The sequence below is a fragment of the Ferdinandcohnia salidurans genome (assembly GCF_042680725.1).
GTDB classification, from domain to species: Bacteria; Bacillota; Bacilli; order Bacillales; family Bacillaceae_L; genus Ferdinandcohnia; species Ferdinandcohnia salidurans.
The window spans coordinates 218,709-234,779 of sequence record NZ_JBHUEK010000010.1 but is presented as its reverse complement, the minus strand read 5'-3'; the positions used below and the strand labels follow the sequence as shown (position 1 = coordinate 234,779).

16 protein-coding genes are annotated in these 16,071 nt (G+C 38.2%); 2 read left to right on the top strand and 14 right to left on the bottom strand.

Going from position 1 to position 16,071, the window contains the following annotated elements:
* Positions 1–121: 121 nt before the first annotated feature.
* Entirely contained in the window at positions 122–1,069 is a 948-nt protein-coding gene (locus ACFSFW_RS08450) for a calcium/sodium antiporter (RefSeq protein ID WP_388037142.1), read from the bottom strand.
* Between the two features lie 207 nt (positions 1,070–1,276).
* Between ACFSFW_RS08450 and ACFSFW_RS08445 the strand changes: the two genes are divergently transcribed.
* Positions 1,277–2,302 (top strand): serine hydrolase domain-containing protein, encoded by a 1,026-nt coding sequence (locus ACFSFW_RS08445; protein ID WP_388037139.1) that lies wholly within the window; start codon positions 1,277–1,279, stop codon positions 2,300–2,302.
* A gap of 45 nt (positions 2,303–2,347) precedes the next feature.
* Here the strand turns inward: ACFSFW_RS08445 and ACFSFW_RS08440 are convergent, their stop codons facing one another.
* The 5 genes from ACFSFW_RS08440 to ACFSFW_RS08420 form a co-directional block, all read right to left on the bottom strand.
* On the bottom strand, positions 2,348–2,974 hold the full coding sequence (locus ACFSFW_RS08440) for a PepSY domain-containing protein (RefSeq protein ID WP_388037136.1): 627 nt from the start codon (positions 2,972–2,974) through the stop codon (positions 2,348–2,350).
* A gap of 108 nt (positions 2,975–3,082) precedes the next feature.
* Complete coding sequence (locus tag ACFSFW_RS08435) at positions 3,083–3,814, bottom strand: PepSY domain-containing protein (protein ID WP_388037134.1); 732 nt, start codon at positions 3,812–3,814, stop codon at positions 3,083–3,085.
* 57 nt (positions 3,815–3,871) lie between these two features.
* A complete protein-coding gene (locus ACFSFW_RS08430; protein ID WP_388037131.1) occupies positions 3,872–5,230 on the bottom strand; it encodes a sensor histidine kinase in 1,359 nt (452 codons plus the stop codon).
* Positions 5,227–5,931, bottom strand: coding sequence for a response regulator transcription factor (locus ACFSFW_RS08425; protein ID WP_388037128.1), 705 nt, complete (start codon positions 5,929–5,931; stop codon positions 5,227–5,229). Before ACFSFW_RS08425 ends, ACFSFW_RS08430 begins: the two co-directional genes overlap by 4 nt.
* A gap of 34 nt (positions 5,932–5,965) precedes the next feature.
* The gene (locus ACFSFW_RS08420; RefSeq protein WP_304216092.1) at positions 5,966–6,523 is read right to left on the bottom strand and encodes a TVP38/TMEM64 family protein; all 558 of its coding nucleotides are present in this window, start codon (positions 6,521–6,523) and stop codon (positions 5,966–5,968) included.
* 388 nt (positions 6,524–6,911) lie between these two features.
* Here ACFSFW_RS08420 and brfA point away from each other — a divergent pair, with 388 nt between their 5' ends.
* Positions 6,912–7,121: a ribosome rescue factor BrfA gene (brfA, locus tag ACFSFW_RS08415; protein WP_388037124.1), complete on the top strand. Its 210-nt coding sequence runs from the start codon at positions 6,912–6,914 to the stop codon at positions 7,119–7,121.
* An 87-nt stretch (positions 7,122–7,208) separates the two neighbouring features.
* Here brfA and ACFSFW_RS08410 read toward each other — a convergent pair whose 3' ends face one another.
* The 8 genes from ACFSFW_RS08410 to ACFSFW_RS08375 all read right to left on the bottom strand — a co-directional run bounded on the left by ACFSFW_RS08410 (position 7,209) and on the right by ACFSFW_RS08375 (position 16,067).
* Positions 7,209–8,432 carry a DUF438 domain-containing protein gene (locus ACFSFW_RS08410; protein ID WP_388037122.1) on the bottom strand — a complete coding sequence of 408 codons (1,224 nt, stop codon included), beginning with the start codon at positions 8,430–8,432 and terminating at the stop codon, positions 7,209–7,211.
* 130 nt (positions 8,433–8,562) lie between these two features.
* Complete coding sequence (locus ACFSFW_RS08405) at positions 8,563–8,859, bottom strand: HesB/YadR/YfhF family protein (RefSeq protein ID WP_099352593.1); 297 nt, start codon at positions 8,857–8,859, stop codon at positions 8,563–8,565.
* Between the two features lie 167 nt (positions 8,860–9,026).
* Positions 9,027–9,179: a hypothetical protein gene (locus ACFSFW_RS08400; protein ID WP_388037118.1), complete on the bottom strand. Its 153-nt coding sequence runs from the start codon at positions 9,177–9,179 to the stop codon at positions 9,027–9,029.
* On the bottom strand, positions 9,180–10,631 hold the full coding sequence (locus ACFSFW_RS08395) for a carbon starvation CstA family protein (RefSeq protein WP_388037115.1): 1,452 nt from the start codon (positions 10,629–10,631) through the stop codon (positions 9,180–9,182).
* 158 nt (positions 10,632–10,789) lie between these two features.
* Positions 10,790–11,521 (bottom strand): LytR/AlgR family response regulator transcription factor, encoded by a 732-nt coding sequence (locus tag ACFSFW_RS08390; protein ID WP_388037112.1) that lies wholly within the window; start codon positions 11,519–11,521, stop codon positions 10,790–10,792.
* Between the two features lies 1 nt (position 11,522).
* Entirely contained in the window at positions 11,523–13,259 is a 1,737-nt protein-coding gene (locus tag ACFSFW_RS08385; protein WP_388037109.1) for a LytS/YhcK type 5TM receptor domain-containing protein, read from the bottom strand.
* A gap of 682 nt (positions 13,260–13,941) precedes the next feature.
* Positions 13,942–14,640 carry a LutC/YkgG family protein gene (locus tag ACFSFW_RS08380; RefSeq protein WP_388037106.1) on the bottom strand — a complete coding sequence of 233 codons (699 nt, stop codon included), beginning with the start codon at positions 14,638–14,640 and terminating at the stop codon, positions 13,942–13,944.
* Complete coding sequence (locus tag ACFSFW_RS08375) at positions 14,640–16,067, bottom strand: LutB/LldF family L-lactate oxidation iron-sulfur protein (protein ID WP_388037103.1); 1,428 nt, start codon at positions 16,065–16,067, stop codon at positions 14,640–14,642. The genes ACFSFW_RS08380 and ACFSFW_RS08375 overlap by 1 nt, the downstream gene beginning before the upstream one ends.
* Positions 16,068–16,071: the final 4 nt, after the last annotated feature.

Below are 16,071 nucleotides of genomic sequence, written 5' to 3'. Positions count from 1 at the left end.
ATCCCCCCTATTTTGAAGTAATGAGTCTAATTGTCAACTTCTGTATTAATTTAGTTTACATATTTTTTATCTAATAATCTATACATTTTTAATAAAAAAACACCGCATTACACGGTGAATTTTAACCTCTTAAAATGATAAATACCATATAGGCGATGTATGCAACGGCAAGAATACCACCTTCAGATTTGGCAATTTTGAATTCTGTTCGAGAGAATACAAATAGGACGATTGTTAAAATAAGCATTAATATGACATCGATAAGAATTTTTCCGTCGACCGGTAATGGGGAAATAACTGAAGAAGCACCAAGTACAAAGAAAATGTTAAAGATATTGCTTCCAACGATGTTTCCTAATGCTATTTCACTTTGTTTCTTAATGGCTGCGGTAACAGATGTCACAAGTTCTGGCAAGGAAGTTCCAACCGCTACAATAGTTAAGCCCACTAATGTTTCACTCATTCCAAAGGAGTAGGCAATTTTAATGCTGTTATCTACCACCAAATCCCCGCCAAAAATGATTGCTGCTAAGCCACCGAGTGTGAAAGCAATATTTTTGCCCCATTTTTTATCTGTCGTTTCAGTCACTACAGAATTACGATTATTTCTTGCCACTTCAATAATATAATACAAAAACACACTAAAAAAGAGGAGGAGGAGGATCCCTTCAGTCCGAGAAATGGTATTAACAGTTGCATTTTGTAAAGCCAGGTCACCCATCATTACAAATAGGGCAATGCTAGCCAAAAATGTAAATGGAATTTCTTTTCGAATCGTAGCATTCTCTACTTTCAGCGGGTTTATCATGGCAGTTATCCCAACGACGAATGTAATATTGAAGATATTACTTCCGACTACATTTCCAACTGCCACATCGGCATTGCCTTCGATAGCCGCAATAATACTTACCGTTGCTTCTGGTGAACTCGTACCGAATGCAACAATGGTAAGCCCGACGAGGATTGGAGGAACGTTAAGAAGTCCAGCAATTTTAGAGGAACCTTCAACAAAATAGTCCGCACCTTTTATTAATAACGCAAAGCCAACTAATAGCAATAGATAGGTCATGTATTCTCCTCCTTATACTTATCCTCACTTACTATATTTTACTTCGAGGTATAAATATTACTCATCTAAAAAAATAATGATGCCCTGTCTTTTTGAATATTCTTTCGACATATAACTAGAAAATTATGGTAATATTTAATAGAGTCCCTGAATTTAATTGTTGTTTGTCGCAAAAGCCAATTGGAATATGACTAAGGAGTTAAATGAATGCATACATTAAATTCAACTTTAAACAGTAAAATAAATGATTTTTGTAACCAAAGTCAGTTTTCCGGAGTTGTTCTTGCCAAACATCCTGATGAAGTAATGCTCCAATCAGCTTACGGCTTTTCCAATAGAGCTGAAGAACTAGATAACAAGATCAATACAAGGTTTGGAATCGCATCTGGCTGCAAACTTTTTACCGCCATTGCAGTGTGCCAGCTTGTTGAAGAAGGTTTAGTAACATTTGATACAAGATTAAAAGATTGCTTGAACTTGGAGTTTCCTAATTTTCATGAGAATGTTACCATCCACCATTTATTAACTCATACTTCCGGTGTCCCTGATTATTTTGATGAAGCCGTTATGGATGATTTTGAGGAGCTTTGGAAAGACAATCCGATGTACCTAATCCGTGGATTGAAGGACTTTCTTCCATTGTTCCAGAATAGCAATATGATGTTTGAACCAGGTGAAAGATTTCATTATAACAATGCCGGTTATATTTTATTAGGGTTAATCATTGAGGACAAAACGGGGAAATCATTTACGGATTATGTGATTGAGAAAGTTTTTAATCCATGTGGAATGGTAGACTCAGGATATTTTTCTCTCGATAACCTACCGAAAAACACGGCAATTGGGTATATCGATAACGAGGAAGATGGAACATGGCGAACAAATATGTACTCGATTCCAATTCAAGGAGGAGCAGATGGTGGAGCGTTTGTCACTGCACCCGACATGATGAAATTATGGGATGCTCTCTTGAGCCATAAATTAGTAAGCAAGGAAACGACTAACTTGCTTTTAACACCTCACGTACATGCTGAGGATGATGAATACTACGGCTATGGGGTATGGATTTCTAAAAGAGAATCTGAGATTTATAAATATCATGTGATGGGGTATGATCCTGGATTGAGCTTTGCTTCTTCTTATTATCCTGCTACAGGCATCACGTTAGTCATCCCATCGAATCAATCATATGGTCCACACGATGTAACGGATGTTTTTGAGGAAAATATGTAATGAAAAATGAGGTCAGGATCGTCCTGGCCTCATTTGTTTTTAATATTAGTTTTTGTCATCGTCATCGTCATCGTCATCATCGTTGTCGTCGTCATTGTCGTCAAGGTCATCTATTTCCTTTTTTAAAATCGTTCCGTCTACTGCAGAAATTTCCATTTCGACTTCTTTTCCTTCATATATCATTTCAATTTCATAATGATTATCATCATCTAACTCAATCTCTACAATTTTACCTGGAGTATCCTTAGTTGCAATTGAAATGGCTTGTTCTTTTGAAACCTTTGGTGATGAAACAGCAGCTTTTTGAGAAGTAACTCGGTCGTCATCATGGTCATCTACTTTAACAACTGTTCCAGACGCTACGTTGTTTGCCTTTGCATCGTCATCATCATCGCGATCATCATCAACTCTTACAACTTTACCTGTAGTTGCATTGACTTCTACCTCAATATCGTCATCATGTGTACCTTCAAGCTCAACTTCGTAAATAAGCTCTCCATTCTCGCGCTCAAGCTCAATTTCCTTCACATGTGCACCTTTTACCTCTTGCATTGCAATTTCTTCAGCTTTTTTAGATGGAACTTCAGCTTCTTTCGCGAAAGCACCAACTCCAACTGCTCCTCCTAATACAACTGTTCCAACAATTCCTAGTACCACAAGTTTTTTCTTCATGTTTGTTTCCTCCTTTACTTGAACTATCTTCATCATAGTCAATGAAAATGAGGAAACTCAGATAATAAAATGAGAAATTGATGAGAAATATGTGAGAGTTTCTATGAATTAATCTTCTGACACAATCGCTTTAACTTCACCGGAGATTGCATGAACCTGTACGGTGAATTCTTCTTCCCCGGCATCTTCAATTTCAATAAAATAGTAGGGCTGGCCCGCTTCTTCTTCAAGTTCAACATCATCCACAACACCATTTACAACTTTAAGAGCAAGCTCAATTGCCTGTTGCTCAGAGATACGTTGTGCTGTCTTTGTAGGAGGCTCTTGTGTATTTGGTGTTGTTTCTGGAGGAGTCTGTGTTTGCTGCTTATTTTCTACAACATCAACAATCTTACCTGTTGTTGTTTCTAATTTATAAGTTGCTTCTGTTTCGCCTTTTGTGACAGTTGCATAATAATAGGCTTTATCTTGTTCATTCTTCTTTTCAATTGTTTTAATTTCTCCGGCCTTCTCTTTGGCTAATATATCCCGGACCTCAGCCTCTGTTTTTTCCTGAGGTTCCTGTGAAATCTGAGTGAGGTTAGTAACGTCCCCCGTTTTCCGATTAACATCTATTTCATAAATGCCGGATTCTATTTCAAATTTAATTTTGTAAACGTCATCTTCTCGGCTCACCTCTGTGTTTTCACCGCTATACATCTTTTCCACAAGGCGGGTGGCATCCTTTTCAGATAAAGGTTCTGCAGATGTAAAGGTCTTTGTTAGCTGCCAGATCACAACAGTTGCGACTATAATACCTGCTACAGCGAGTAGACTTTTCGGAAGTGTTCCTTTTTTCATTGCACTCACTCCATTGATTTCTTTTTATCTACTATAATACCCGCATTTTATGAGAAATTAATGAGAATCCTCATTGGATAGCAGAATATTGGCCGTTGTTCCTTCTCCTTCAACACTTTCGAGAACGAGTTTCGCCCCGATTGCATCTGCCAATTCCTTTGCTAGTGAAAGTCCTAGTCCATAGCCCCCTGTTTTTCTCGCTCTCGCTTTATCAACACGGTAAAAACGATCAAATACTTTTCCAACATCCTGTGACGGAATCCCAATCCCTTGGTCTATAATTTTAATGTTTGATTGATTCCGTTCCTTACCAATCACTACAATCACAGATTTTTCGCTATATTTTAGAGCATTCTCCATTAAAATATAAAAAACTTGTTTAAGTTTTTGCTTATCAGTTTTCACACTGGATTCTTCTTCCACAATGATTGAAATGTCGCGTTTGTAGCCCTCGCGGAAAGAAGTAACCGACTCGTCCACTAACTGCAGTAGAGGAATGCTTTCCATCTGAAGTTTCCATTGCTCATCATGTTTTGCCATTAATAATAGCTGCTGCGTTAATTCCCTCATATGAATGGCTTCGGACTGTATCGCATCCACTGCTTCTTGAAAAAGCTTTGGGTCTGTCTGTCCCCTTCTCTTTAATAGGCTTGAGTAAGAGTCTATAACCGTTAAAGGTGTTTTTAACTCATGAGACGCATTTGAGACAAAAATCTCCTGTTTTTCATAGTTTACTTCTAATAAATCCATCATTTCGTTAAAGGTTTGGCCCATTTCATGCAATTCATCGTTCGATTCATTTGTTAATTCAATCCGTTTATATTGACCGCTTTTTCGAATTTCCCGCATCGTTTGAATCATCGCCGTAATAGGCTTTGTAATCACATTACTCAATACCCTAGTTGAAACGATAACAGGAATGGTTGCAATCATCGTTACAGCAAGTAATACGAGGCTTAATGTTTTCAAGTTGGCAGCTGTCTGTGATAAATCTTCCACCATCTGAAGCTCAGCTACTTCACCATTTTGCCAAATGATTGGCAATGAAGTAAAAGCGTAAGGTCTTCCATCATAATCAAGGATTTCTTTTCGTTCTGATTTTTGATAGGAAGTTGGAAAGTCTTTTAACACTTTCTGCTCTGGAACATACGCTTTTGGCCCTACCACTCCATCCGGGTACACGACCTGCAGCATTCCATTAATCGGCATGTATGTACGAAGCAAGGTCTGTGCAGGGATTGTATTAACAGATTCGGATATCCCATTTAGTGCTCGTACCGTTTCGGCATGTGTACGGTCTAATTCATTTTGAAACATCATATGCCTAAACGTAAAAAAAGACGCAATATTAATTAAGATTAACAAAATGATAAACAAAACAGCCGTGAATAAATTGATCTTAGTTCTTAGTTTCATTTCGATTCCTTCATCACATAGCCGATACCACGTACTGTGTGAATTAATGGCTCGTCGTATGGCTTATCCATTTTATTTCGTAAATATCGGATATACACATCCACGATATTTGTGTCCCCGTAATAGTCATAACCCCAAACAGCATTTAATAATTGCTCCCGATTCAACACCTGTCTTGGATGCTTCATTAAATAGGTAAGCAAATCAAATTCTCTTGGTGTTAGCTCAATTGCGTCGTCTCTACGAATGACCTCATGTGTTCCTTCATTAAGCTTGAGGTCCCCCACACTTAACCAGTCCTCAGTTTGTTCTTGACCGGAAATTGAATGAGTAGGTTTACTTCGAAGTGCTACTCGAATACGTGCAAGCAGTTCTTCTATTTGAAAGGGCTTTGTCACATAATCATTTGCTCCCAAATCAAGGCCAGACACCTTATCTTCTACGGAGTCTTTTGCAGTCAATAGAATGACCGGTGTACCTGAGTTTGCAGCTCGAATGCGTCTAAGCACCTCAATTCCGCTAATTCCCGGAAGCATGATATCTAACAGGACCAAATCCCATGATTCTTCTAGAAACAGTTGTAACCCCGTACTACCATCGAAGGCTTTTCCAGTTTCATAGCCTTCATATGTCAATTCCAGCTCCAATACCCTTGCTATCTTCTCTTCATCTTCCACAATTAAAATACGTTGTTTTTGCATCTCCAGTCCAACCCTCATTTCTATGTAACTATCTCTATGTATTTTTCTTTCTTACTAGTTTAGCCCAAATATACAGGATTCCAACAACTGAAACGACTGTTAAAATGATTTTCCCTTCCATTGTCCCAGCAGCAACATTGTGCACCGAATACGCCTCAATAAGTAAGGATGGAACTTTCCCTAGTGAGCTTGCGAAAAGAAAGTTGATAAAACTCACTTCACCCATTGCTGCTGTAAAGGTAACTACCCCCGAAGGAATAAAAGGGAACAAACGTAATAGTAGAATCATCATGAATGCTTCTTTCCCTTTGGCGGAAAGCAGTTTATCAATAAGCGAATGTTTGTGTTTCTTCTTATCAATGAACCTTTTAAATCCTTTGCGGTATAACCAAAATGCCACAATCGCACCCATTGCCTCTCCAATAAAAGAGATAAGGGTCCCTTTCCAAACACCAAAAACAAGAAGATTAGCCGCTGTCATAAATACGCTTGGAAGAACTCCAAAAATGCTAATCACTATATTTAGAAATAAGCTTATGATTACTGCATATGCCTCATAATTTAGTAAAATATCTACTATTTTTTCCTGCATGGATATCCTCCGAATTATACTTGCTCTTATTATGCCATACTTTTAGATTAAAAAAAGACCGCATAGATGAAACAATCCATGCGACCTATTTTTTAAATTGCATCGGGCATATTACTCTTCTTCAATTTCTTCCTCTTCGGACCTTGGTCTTCTTCCCCAAAAGAATTCCCATGGATCCATTCGTTGGAACTCCTGCTCCTCATGGGTTTCTTTTTCTTTCTCATCAGCCAATACCGACACCTCCCCAAATTCGTTGTCGTTTATATCCTATTCAGGGCATTTGCATCTGTATGGGAGTACGCCTATTTTTGTTGAAAATTTCTAATGGAAGCCATGTGAGAAAACATGTATAATGAAAATGTGAATATTTTGAAGAGGTGATTTGAAGATGGCGAAATCAAAAGCTAAGAAATTGCGCGAGAAGCTTGTACGCGAAGGAAAACGAAATCCAGAAAACGGAAGAAGCCCATTTGTAGAAATCGACATGCAAACAAGGATGACAAAAACGAAAAAAGATCACTTATACCGTAATAAACATAAGAACCAATCATTCAGAGATGGAAATGATGGTTCTTTTTTTGTTTGTGTTGGAGTGTGAGCAGAGAATCTTTTTGTTTGAGGTAACATTTTTTTGGGATGTTCCAAAAAAATGCTGACATTGAGCTGTCAGCATTTTTCATGGTGACTATGATAAAATCCGTTTTTCTCCTTCAATTTCTTGGATTGGAGCAATATTTTGAGAGAATTCCATCGTTCCGATATATTCTCCATCTTCATCACGGACCGCAAAATAACGGATATACACATATTTGCCTTTTGCTTTGATCCAAAAATCTTCAACATCTTTTCTTCCCGCTTTAAAGTCATCCAGCAGATCTTCGACGACATGAACACTTCTAGGCGGATGACAGTTTTGAACAGTTCTGCCAATCACAGCCTTCGTCCTAGCAAAGATACGCTCTTTTCCTTTTGAGAAGTAGCGAACGACATCATCTTTATCAATAAACGTAATATCTACCGGTAAATGGTTTAAAAGTAATTCAAGTTGTTTAAGGGACAGGATACCCGTTTCCATTTTAATAAATCCTTTTGACGTCACTTGCTCGTCATCTATCACACTTCGCTCAGGCTTCCAATCTTCCGGAGAAATTAAACAAAAACCGATTTCATCGCTTTCATGAGCAATTTTTAACCATTCGTCCTCTGTTAAATTATTTAACGACATTGGAAAGAGAATATTTTCTTCGCGATAAATCATTTCGTCTATTTGATCGGCAAAAAAGTTTATAACCTCCACAACTGACTGTTTATCCCCATCATATTCTGTAAGCATTCTTTTAGCATCTTTTATTGCATCTACAATAAAATCATCAATCTTCCACATCATATTTGTTGGGCCATATATGCCGTATTTTTCTAAATATGGGAAGAGAAGCTGTTCTTTTCGTTCATAATGCTTTCTGATATCCAATAAAAGATTACAATCACCGAGTAACTTCAATCTATTTTCATTATGATCAACTGCTTCAAATGCTTGCAAATTCTCCTTGATTATAGTTACTAGCTTTTCAAGTTCTCTATTTTCAAGATTAAACGTATACACAGGATGTCCAGGTTGTTCTTCTGGGTGACGATTGAGCGTATCTTCTATAAAACCCTTGAAAATTTCCCGGTGCTTTGAACAAATTTCTGTAGCCTCATGTGCTTGGATATTTTCTTCTTCCATTAACACATGTTGGAGCCTTGACACTTCCCCAATCGTAATATAGCCCACTTTATCCTTTAGTTGAGATTTAATCTCTTCAACAGATTTACCATTATGTAAATCTTTAAAGCTTTGTTTTATAAGAGCCTCACGCTCTTGGTCACTGATTTTATTTTGTTCACGGTTTTTAATAAGTTCACTCACACGAATTTCTCCTTTCAAACTATGCACTATTGAAAAATACCTGTTATGTTTGAAAATAGCATAGTTTTAAGAATTGGTTCGTGATTCGAATCACATCTTAAAAATAATTAAAGGCTCACTTATCGTGAGCCTATGGTTTTGGGTATTGATATTCCAATTCATCTTTATCTGGATTATAGTCGACAATAAGATTATGGCCGTTAAAGAACCAAATGTCATCCTCTTCTACATAAAATTCAATGTCATCAATCTTTTGACTTGTATGAATTTGGATGGGTTCATCATGCGTTGAAAAGGCTAATGAGTACTTTTCTTGTACAGGGCTCGTTCCGTAAAACATTGGATAAAATCGAACGCTATCGCCTTCTTTTACACTTATATCCTCTTTGAACCATTTTACAGTTGCTTCACTGATTGTCATTTCCATCTGTATGAACCTCCCTAGGTGTCCTTCTGATATTTTGTGCAGAAAGATATCCTTTATTACTTTTATAGTACTAAAGATTTCATATATAGGAAATCAACAAGTTTGTGAATTGTTTTTCAAACATTAAAAAGTGCATACATTCATGAAAGAATGCATGCACTTTTGATTCATTTATAAGGTACAAAGGTGATTATGGCTCCAATAATAATGGAGATGCTCACAATCTTTCCCCAAACAGGAACTTTGTCATTCGTTTGCTGATTGACCTTCTGCTCTTGAGCCTCAACTACCTTCCGATATTCAGGACTACAGCAACCCATTTAAGCCACCCGGTTATAGTCTGAGATATCTACTTCAAGCGGAAGATTTGCTGCTCTTAACTTCTTAGCTTGACGGAAGAATAATACAAGTAGTATTGCAGTTCCTGCAAAACCACCGTACCAAGCAATGTTCATTGGTAATCGGAAACCGATTTGTGCATTTAGGATATACGTGATTACCATGATAAGCATGAATGTTCCTGGAATTAGTGAGATCCAGTAGTTCTTTTTCGCAATGTATAGGTACATTGCACCTACGAATAAGGCAATTACTGCTGTAGCTTGGTTCGCCCAGCTAAAGTATCTCCAAAGGATATTGAAGTCAATTTGAGTTAGTACAACTGAGATTGCAAATAACGGAACAGCAATCCATAGACGGCTAGACATTTTCTTTTGTGCCATATTTATATATTCAGCGATAATCATACGAGCACTACGGAATGCAGTATCACCAGAAGTGATTGGTAATACGATAACACCTAGAACTGCAAGAGTTCCACCAACAGCACCAAGCATTAATGTTGAAACTTCACTTACAATTGCTCCTGGTCCACCAGCTGCAAGAAGTTCTTGTAAACCACCATAACCATCGAATAAGCTCATTGCTGCTGCTGCCCAAATCATGGCGATAATCCCTTCAGCAATCATCATACCGTAGAAAATTTTACGACCTTGGCTTTCCTTTTGTGTCGTACGTGAAATAATTGGTGTTTGTGTCGCATGGAATCCAGATAAAGCACCACAAGTGATTGTAAAGAATAGTAATGGGAAAATTGGTGCATTATCAGGATGGAAATTTGATAATGAAAGTTCTGGAATTGGTGCTCCTTTAACTACTAAACCAATACCAATACCTACAGCACTGATTAAAAGGATTGCTCCAAAGTATGGGTAAAGACGACCGATAATTTTATCTACTGGCAATAAAGTAGCCAAAATATAATAGATGAAAATGACAGCAATCAGAATTCCTAAAGCAACTTTTCCATCTAATAATAGATTTAATAAACTTGCTGGAGTTGATACGAAAACGGTACCAACTAATAGTAAAAGTAAAACAGCAAATGCATTTACAACGTGTTTCATTGCTTTTCCTAAAAACTTAGTCGCAAGCTCTGGTAAGTGAGCCCCTTTGTTACGAATAGAAATCATACCAGTTAAATAATCATGAACCGCACCTGCAAAGATACAGCCAACCACGATCCAAATGAATGCAACTGGTCCATAAAGCGCTCCCATAATAGGTCCAAATACTGGTCCAGTTCCCGCAATATTAAGTAACTGAATCAACGAGTTTTTCTTTGTGCTCATTGGAATATAGTCTACACCATCAGCGTTTACATATGCTGGTGTAGTACGTTCTTCCTTCACTCCGAATACTTTTTCAACATATTTACCATACGTAAAGTATCCTACAATTAACAAAGCTATACTAGCTAAAAAGGTAATCATTCTATTTCCCCCTATTCCCTTTATTATAATTTATGAATGCGTTTACAATAATTATAATGTTTTAAAAGTATTTTAGGAGGGTTTTAGATTAAAAGGTAGAAATTCGACAATAACGTGTCTAAATTGTGAACTAAAATGCAAAATTTCTACCTTTTTGTTTAGATTTCTAAGCTCGCTCTTAATGCCTTTACATAATTTCGGCTAACTGAGAGCTGTTCACTTCTACCTTCAATTTCCAATTGATACGCGCCGTTAAACCAAGGTGTGAGGCGAGTGACATATTTTAAATTGACAAGGAAGCTTTTATGAATGCGGAAGAACCCGTATGATTCAAGTCTGCTCTCCAAATCTTTCAGCTGTATTTTTGTCTCGTATTCACCTATCTTAGTTATCAGCTTGGTTATTTTTTCATCTCTTACAATGTATAAAATATCCTTTGGCTCAAGATAGATAATCTCACCGCTTGAATCAATCGCCAATTTCCCAGTTTGCCTTCCTTTTTCCTTTTCCTCAGACGTCTGGAAATGCTTTTCGATCCGTTTTACTGTTTCTTCTAGTTGTTCCTCATCAAACGGCTTTAATAAGTAGTCAATTGCATTAAAACGGAATGCTTCCACAGCAAATTCCGGAAAGGCGGTTGCAAACACAATAAGTGGCGACTTTTTTAATTCCAAAAGGGCTTTTGCTGCATCCATTCCGTTAACCTTTGGCATTTCTACATCTAAAAAGACAACATCTGGTTGAAGTTGGATCGCTTTTAAAATCGCTGCCTCCCCTGAATCTGCTTCCCCGACTATTTGAATGGATGGATGCGCCTCTAAGAGATGTGACAGTTCGTCACGACTATATAATTCATCATCGACAATGAGTGTTTTAATTTTTGTTTCCATTTTATATAGCCTCCGTAAGTGGAATTGAAAAAGCGATTTCCGTTCCCTTATTTACTTCGCTTTTAATTGCTAATGCAGACTTTTCACCAAAATGCATCGTGAGTCTTCTATTCACATTATATAAAGCGACACCACTACCTTTTTCTGACTTGATTGGGGTAACGCAAATTTCCCTAGCACGTTCTTTACTCATCCCCATTCCATTATCCTCAACCTTTACATAAACACAGTCATTCCCTTTTTGAATGGAGATACTGACCTGAAAGTCTCCATCACGATCCTTCATGCCATGCTTGATTGCATTTTCTACAATCGGCTGGAGGGTAAGTGGTGGAATATGCTGATACAAAGCAGCTTCTTCTACCTTATAGGATACCTTCAATTTGTCTACAAACCTTGTTTCCTCAATTTCTAAATAAGCTCGAACCTGCCGTAATTCCTGCTCTAAAGTTGTTACACTTTGTGTCGTCACCGATAGGTTTTGACGTAAGAAATGGGATAAAGAAACGAGTAGTTTTCTAGCTTTTGTTGGGTCTCTCCTTACTAATGAGAGAATCGTATTTAATGTATTAAACAGAAAATGCGGACTGATTTGAGCTTGAAGCACTTTGATTTCCGCTTCTTTTGCAAGCTGAAACGCCTTGTCCGCCTCCGCAATTTCAAGCTGATTACTTAGAAGGGAACTTAATCCAGAAATTAGTTCTGTGACAACAGGTGTAATTTCTTTTTCAGAACGGAAATAGAATTTTAATGTCCCAATCGTTTCCTCTCTACGTTTTAATGGCGCAATCACAGCAGCACCAAGTGGACAATCCTCATCTCTACATTGAATCATTTTTTTGTTTGCGATTACAATTTTTCCGTTATGAATAACTTCCTGTGTAATTTGTGTTTGAATAGGCATTTGTGAACGGTGGTGGTCATGGCCAAGACCCACATGCGCTAGGATTTCGTTCGTGTTTGTCATCGAGACAGCTGTAGCTTGAATTTCATCCTGAATAATATGGCAAACAGCCTGAGCTGTTTCACGATTCAAACCGTTCCGTAAATAAGCGAGCGTCTTGTCGGCAATCCGCAGTGTTTTTTGAGCTTGAACTGCCCCCACCCGTTCTCCCTCATTAATTACACTTTTAATAATCATAAGGAAAAGCGCACAGCCTAGACCATTTGCTAAAATCATCGGAATCCCAATAATCTCAACTAAAGCCCATGCCTTTTCAAACGGTCGTGAGAAGAGTAAAATAACCAGCATTTGAAGCGCTTCCGCAGAGGCTGCAATAATAAATGCTGTGCTCAGTTTCACATGTTTATTTTTCTTATAAAAGTATCCGGAGATAAAACCAGCAATAATCGATGCAAAGCCACAGGAAAACGCAGTAAATCCTCCCAGGGTAAAACGATGAATCCCTGCAATTAGGCCCGCACCTAAACCAACCTTGTAGCCTCCAAGAAGACCCGCAAGCACAACACCAATTACACGTGAATTCGCTAAAGCCTCATCAGTGGTTAAAGCAGATGCCCACCGGTCAAGTTGCAAACTTTCCGTGTTCAGGCTTAAGCCAGTATACGTACCGATGATTCCAAAAAAACCAAAGAAGACAATCGCCACAAGCTTTTGCCAGCGGTTCAGTTCCTCCTGATACATCATCCCTCTAAAAAATTTCAATCTCGTCAAAATAAAAGCGATTGCAACAATAATCCCTAACCGCTCCAACATAGTAATCAACAATACGAACATAAACATGCTCCTTTTTGGGTCGCGGGGACAGGTCCCTTGTCCCACTTCAGGTAATAATTTTGGGACATGGGACCTGTCCCTCTGTCCCTATTGTATCAAGATTTTCGGGGTTGTGGATAGTTTTTTGAGGGGAGGACTCAACTCTACTATGCTTCAAATTCCTTATATGATATTTTTTTTAAAAAAACACAGTCAACCTCATTTAAAGGTTAGGCTGTGCGTGCTTTTACCTGTAAGAAAAGGCCTTTAGTGTAAATGCTTCCCTAATACTCCCATCTTCAACCCCTGAGTCATTTTTTATAAGTGGGTGTTTTAATGCTTTCAATCTATTAATATTTGCTTTGTTAGAGTAATCAATTTGTTTCAAGTTGGCGGCAACTAATGTATACTCGTCATTCGTTTTACTGCTTCTTATAAATTAGGAGAATCAATCAATTCGGGGCATGCAAGCTTTAGAAAGGATCTGCAGATAAAAGGAGAATCGTACTTCCTTCCGATATTTTAATCCGGAAGTCAACCAAAAGCCTTCGATAAACATCATTATAATACACTATCTTAATTAATAAGTGTGTGGGTGCAGGAATACAATTTATAACAAATCAAATAGAAAAAAACCTGTAAGCTAAGAAACATAAACTTTGTTTCTAAAAACTTACAGGTTGCAAATATAAATAATTATTACTTACAAATCCTCTACCAGTATATATGTAGCCTTTACTGGTCCATGAACACCAACAACAAGATTTAATTCAATATCTGCAGAATTACTAGGTCCAGTGATGAAATTGATAGCTGAAGGTACTTGTTCTCCCATTTTAACCTTTTCTCGGATAATCTTTGCTGCTTGGGTCATCCTTGGAACAAGCGTACTTTTTGGAAGGATTACAATCGAATTAGTTGGCAGGAAACTGATTGTTCTTCCCCGATTCGGACCACTGTATAACACAACTGTACCTGATTCCGCTAATGTGATTTCACTTATCGTAATTCCTATGTTTGCTTGTTCTGCTTTTGCAATGTTCTCTTTTCCCAAGTCAGGATTCCATTCAAAAGCTTGTTCTTCTTTCAATAAGGTCTGAATCCCAAATTGTTCAAAGCGCTCATCTTTCCAGGTAATAATTGGTCCGTTTCCAAATTCTTTAATTTTCTGTTCTAGAGCTTCCGATAACTTGGATTTTGACGTCATAATGAGTTCCGTATGGATTTTGGTGCATTGAAGCTTTAAAACCTCGATCAACTCATCCACAGTTGCATCCTTTAACACTTCTTCCTGTGGATTATGTTTCCACACAAGTGGTGTTAATGTTGTTTTTCGTTCCCGACCAAGTTGTTTGGCAATCAGGTCGAGGAAGGCGTCGCGGTTATGGACAGTTCCTTTCATTACTCCTCGCCCCCTTTTTCACGGTTCTTAAACCAATCTCTAAATCTCTCTTTATTTGGAGCCGGGAAGTCCCGAACATCGGTCCATTCTTTTAACATGCCGATTCCCTTTGTAATTTTGTCACCATTAGTTATTGGCTTTGTTAAGGTTGGCGCGAGTTTTGACCCCATTTGGTAAAGAGATGGTGATGATGCTCCAAAACCAAATGCCTTCATTAATAGTTTTTCAGAGACTGGTGCACGCCCTTCCCTCTCCACAATGACCTCACGATGTTTATGAATCAATTGATGAAGTGGGATTTTCACCGGGCACGCATCGGTGCATGCGCCACAAAGGGTTGATGCATACGGTAATTCTTTGTGATCGTCATAGCCTCCGAGCAATGGTGTTAACACGACACCAATCGGACCTGGATAAATCGATCCATAAGAATGGCCACCAACATGGCGATAAACCGGACAAACATTAATACACGCCGCACAGCGGATACACTGTAATACAGATTGAAACTCTGTACCAAGAATATTTGAACGTCCATTATCGACAATCACAAGATGAAAGTCTTCTGGTCCATCAACATCCCCTTCTTCTCGTGGACCTGTTAATGTCGTAATATAGCTTGTTAATTTTTGACCGACCGCACTTCTAGTTAGCATTCCAACAAGTACTTCCATTTCTTCAAAGGTTGGAACAAGGCGTTCCATTCCCATTACGACAACCTGTGTTTTTGGAAGAGCAGCTACAAGGTCGGCATTTCCTTCATTTGTGACAAGTGTGATTGAGCCTGTTTCCGCAACCGCAAAGTTGCAACCGGTGATCCCCATATCTGCTTGTAAAAAATCTTGGCGTAATGATTCTCTCGCAAATAAAGCGAGTTCTTCGGGCTTTTCCGAATTCTTGTAATCCATTTTATTCGCAAATACGTCTCGAATTTGCTCTTTATTTTTATGCAAGGCTGGAACAACGATATGGGATGGTGGTTCATGATCATCCATCTGTAGGATGTATTCGCCAAGGTCGGTTTCTATGACACGGCAACCCGCTTCCTCTAGTTTTTGATTTAGACTGATTTCCTCTGTTACCATCGATTTCGCTTTGACAATACTTTTAGCTTCTTTCTTTTTTGCAAGTTCACTGATGTAGGTACTTGCTTCCTCTGCCGTTTGCGCAAAGAAAACATGTCCACCCCGATTTGAGACCTGCTCGCTTAATTGATAAAGGTAATAATCTAAGTTTTCAAGGACATGCTGGCGAATTTCTTCCCCGTGATTGCGCCATTCCTCCCAGTTACCTAATTCATCTGTAACCGCTTGCTTTCTGCCTTGAATTGTTTCCTGAGCTTTAGAAACTGCTCCCCTCATAAAGGTATTTTGAACTTCCGTTTCCACTCGAGTTTTAAATTTTTCGTTACTTGTTTTTAATGCCACTTTT

Coding starts and splice junctions, on each gene's coding strand:
- ACFSFW_RS08380 (WP_388037106.1), bottom strand. CDS start 14,640: ATGAAAGGAACTGTCCATAACCGCGACGCCTTCCTCGACCTGATTGCC.
- ACFSFW_RS08385 (WP_388037109.1), bottom strand. CDS start 13,259: ATGTTCGTATTGTTGATTACTATGTTGGAGCGGTTAGGGATTATTGTT.
- brfA (WP_388037124.1), top strand. CDS start 6,912: ATGGCGAAATCAAAAGCTAAGAAATTGCGCGAGAAGCTTGTACGCGAA.
- ACFSFW_RS08435 (WP_388037134.1), bottom strand. CDS start 3,814: ATGAAAAAAGGAACACTTCCGAAAAGTCTACTCGCTGTAGCAGGTATT.
- ACFSFW_RS08450 (WP_388037142.1), bottom strand. CDS start 1,069: ATGACCTATCTATTGCTATTAGTTGGCTTTGCGTTATTAATAAAAGGT.
- ACFSFW_RS08440 (WP_388037136.1), bottom strand. CDS start 2,974: ATGAAGAAAAAACTTGTGGTACTAGGAATTGTTGGAACAGTTGTATTA.
- ACFSFW_RS08425 (WP_388037128.1), bottom strand. CDS start 5,931: ATGCAAAAACAACGTATTTTAATTGTGGAAGATGAAGAGAAGATAGCA.
- ACFSFW_RS08390 (WP_388037112.1), bottom strand. CDS start 11,521: ATGGAAACAAAAATTAAAACACTCATTGTCGATGATGAATTATATAGT.
- ACFSFW_RS08395 (WP_388037115.1), bottom strand. CDS start 10,631: ATGATTACCTTTTTAGCTAGTATAGCTTTGTTAATTGTAGGATACTTT.
- ACFSFW_RS08400 (WP_388037118.1), bottom strand. CDS start 9,179: ATGGGTTGCTGTAGTCCTGAATATCGGAAGGTAGTTGAGGCTCAAGAG.
- ACFSFW_RS08405 (WP_099352593.1), bottom strand. CDS start 8,859: ATGGAAATGACAATCAGTGAAGCAACTGTAAAATGGTTCAAAGAGGAT.
- ACFSFW_RS08420 (WP_304216092.1), bottom strand. CDS start 6,523: ATGCAGGAAAAAATAGTAGATATTTTACTAAATTATGAGGCATATGCA.
- ACFSFW_RS08445 (WP_388037139.1), top strand. CDS start 1,277: ATGCATACATTAAATTCAACTTTAAACAGTAAAATAAATGATTTTTGT.
- ACFSFW_RS08430 (WP_388037131.1), bottom strand. CDS start 5,230: ATGAAACTAAGAACTAAGATCAATTTATTCACGGCTGTTTTGTTTATC.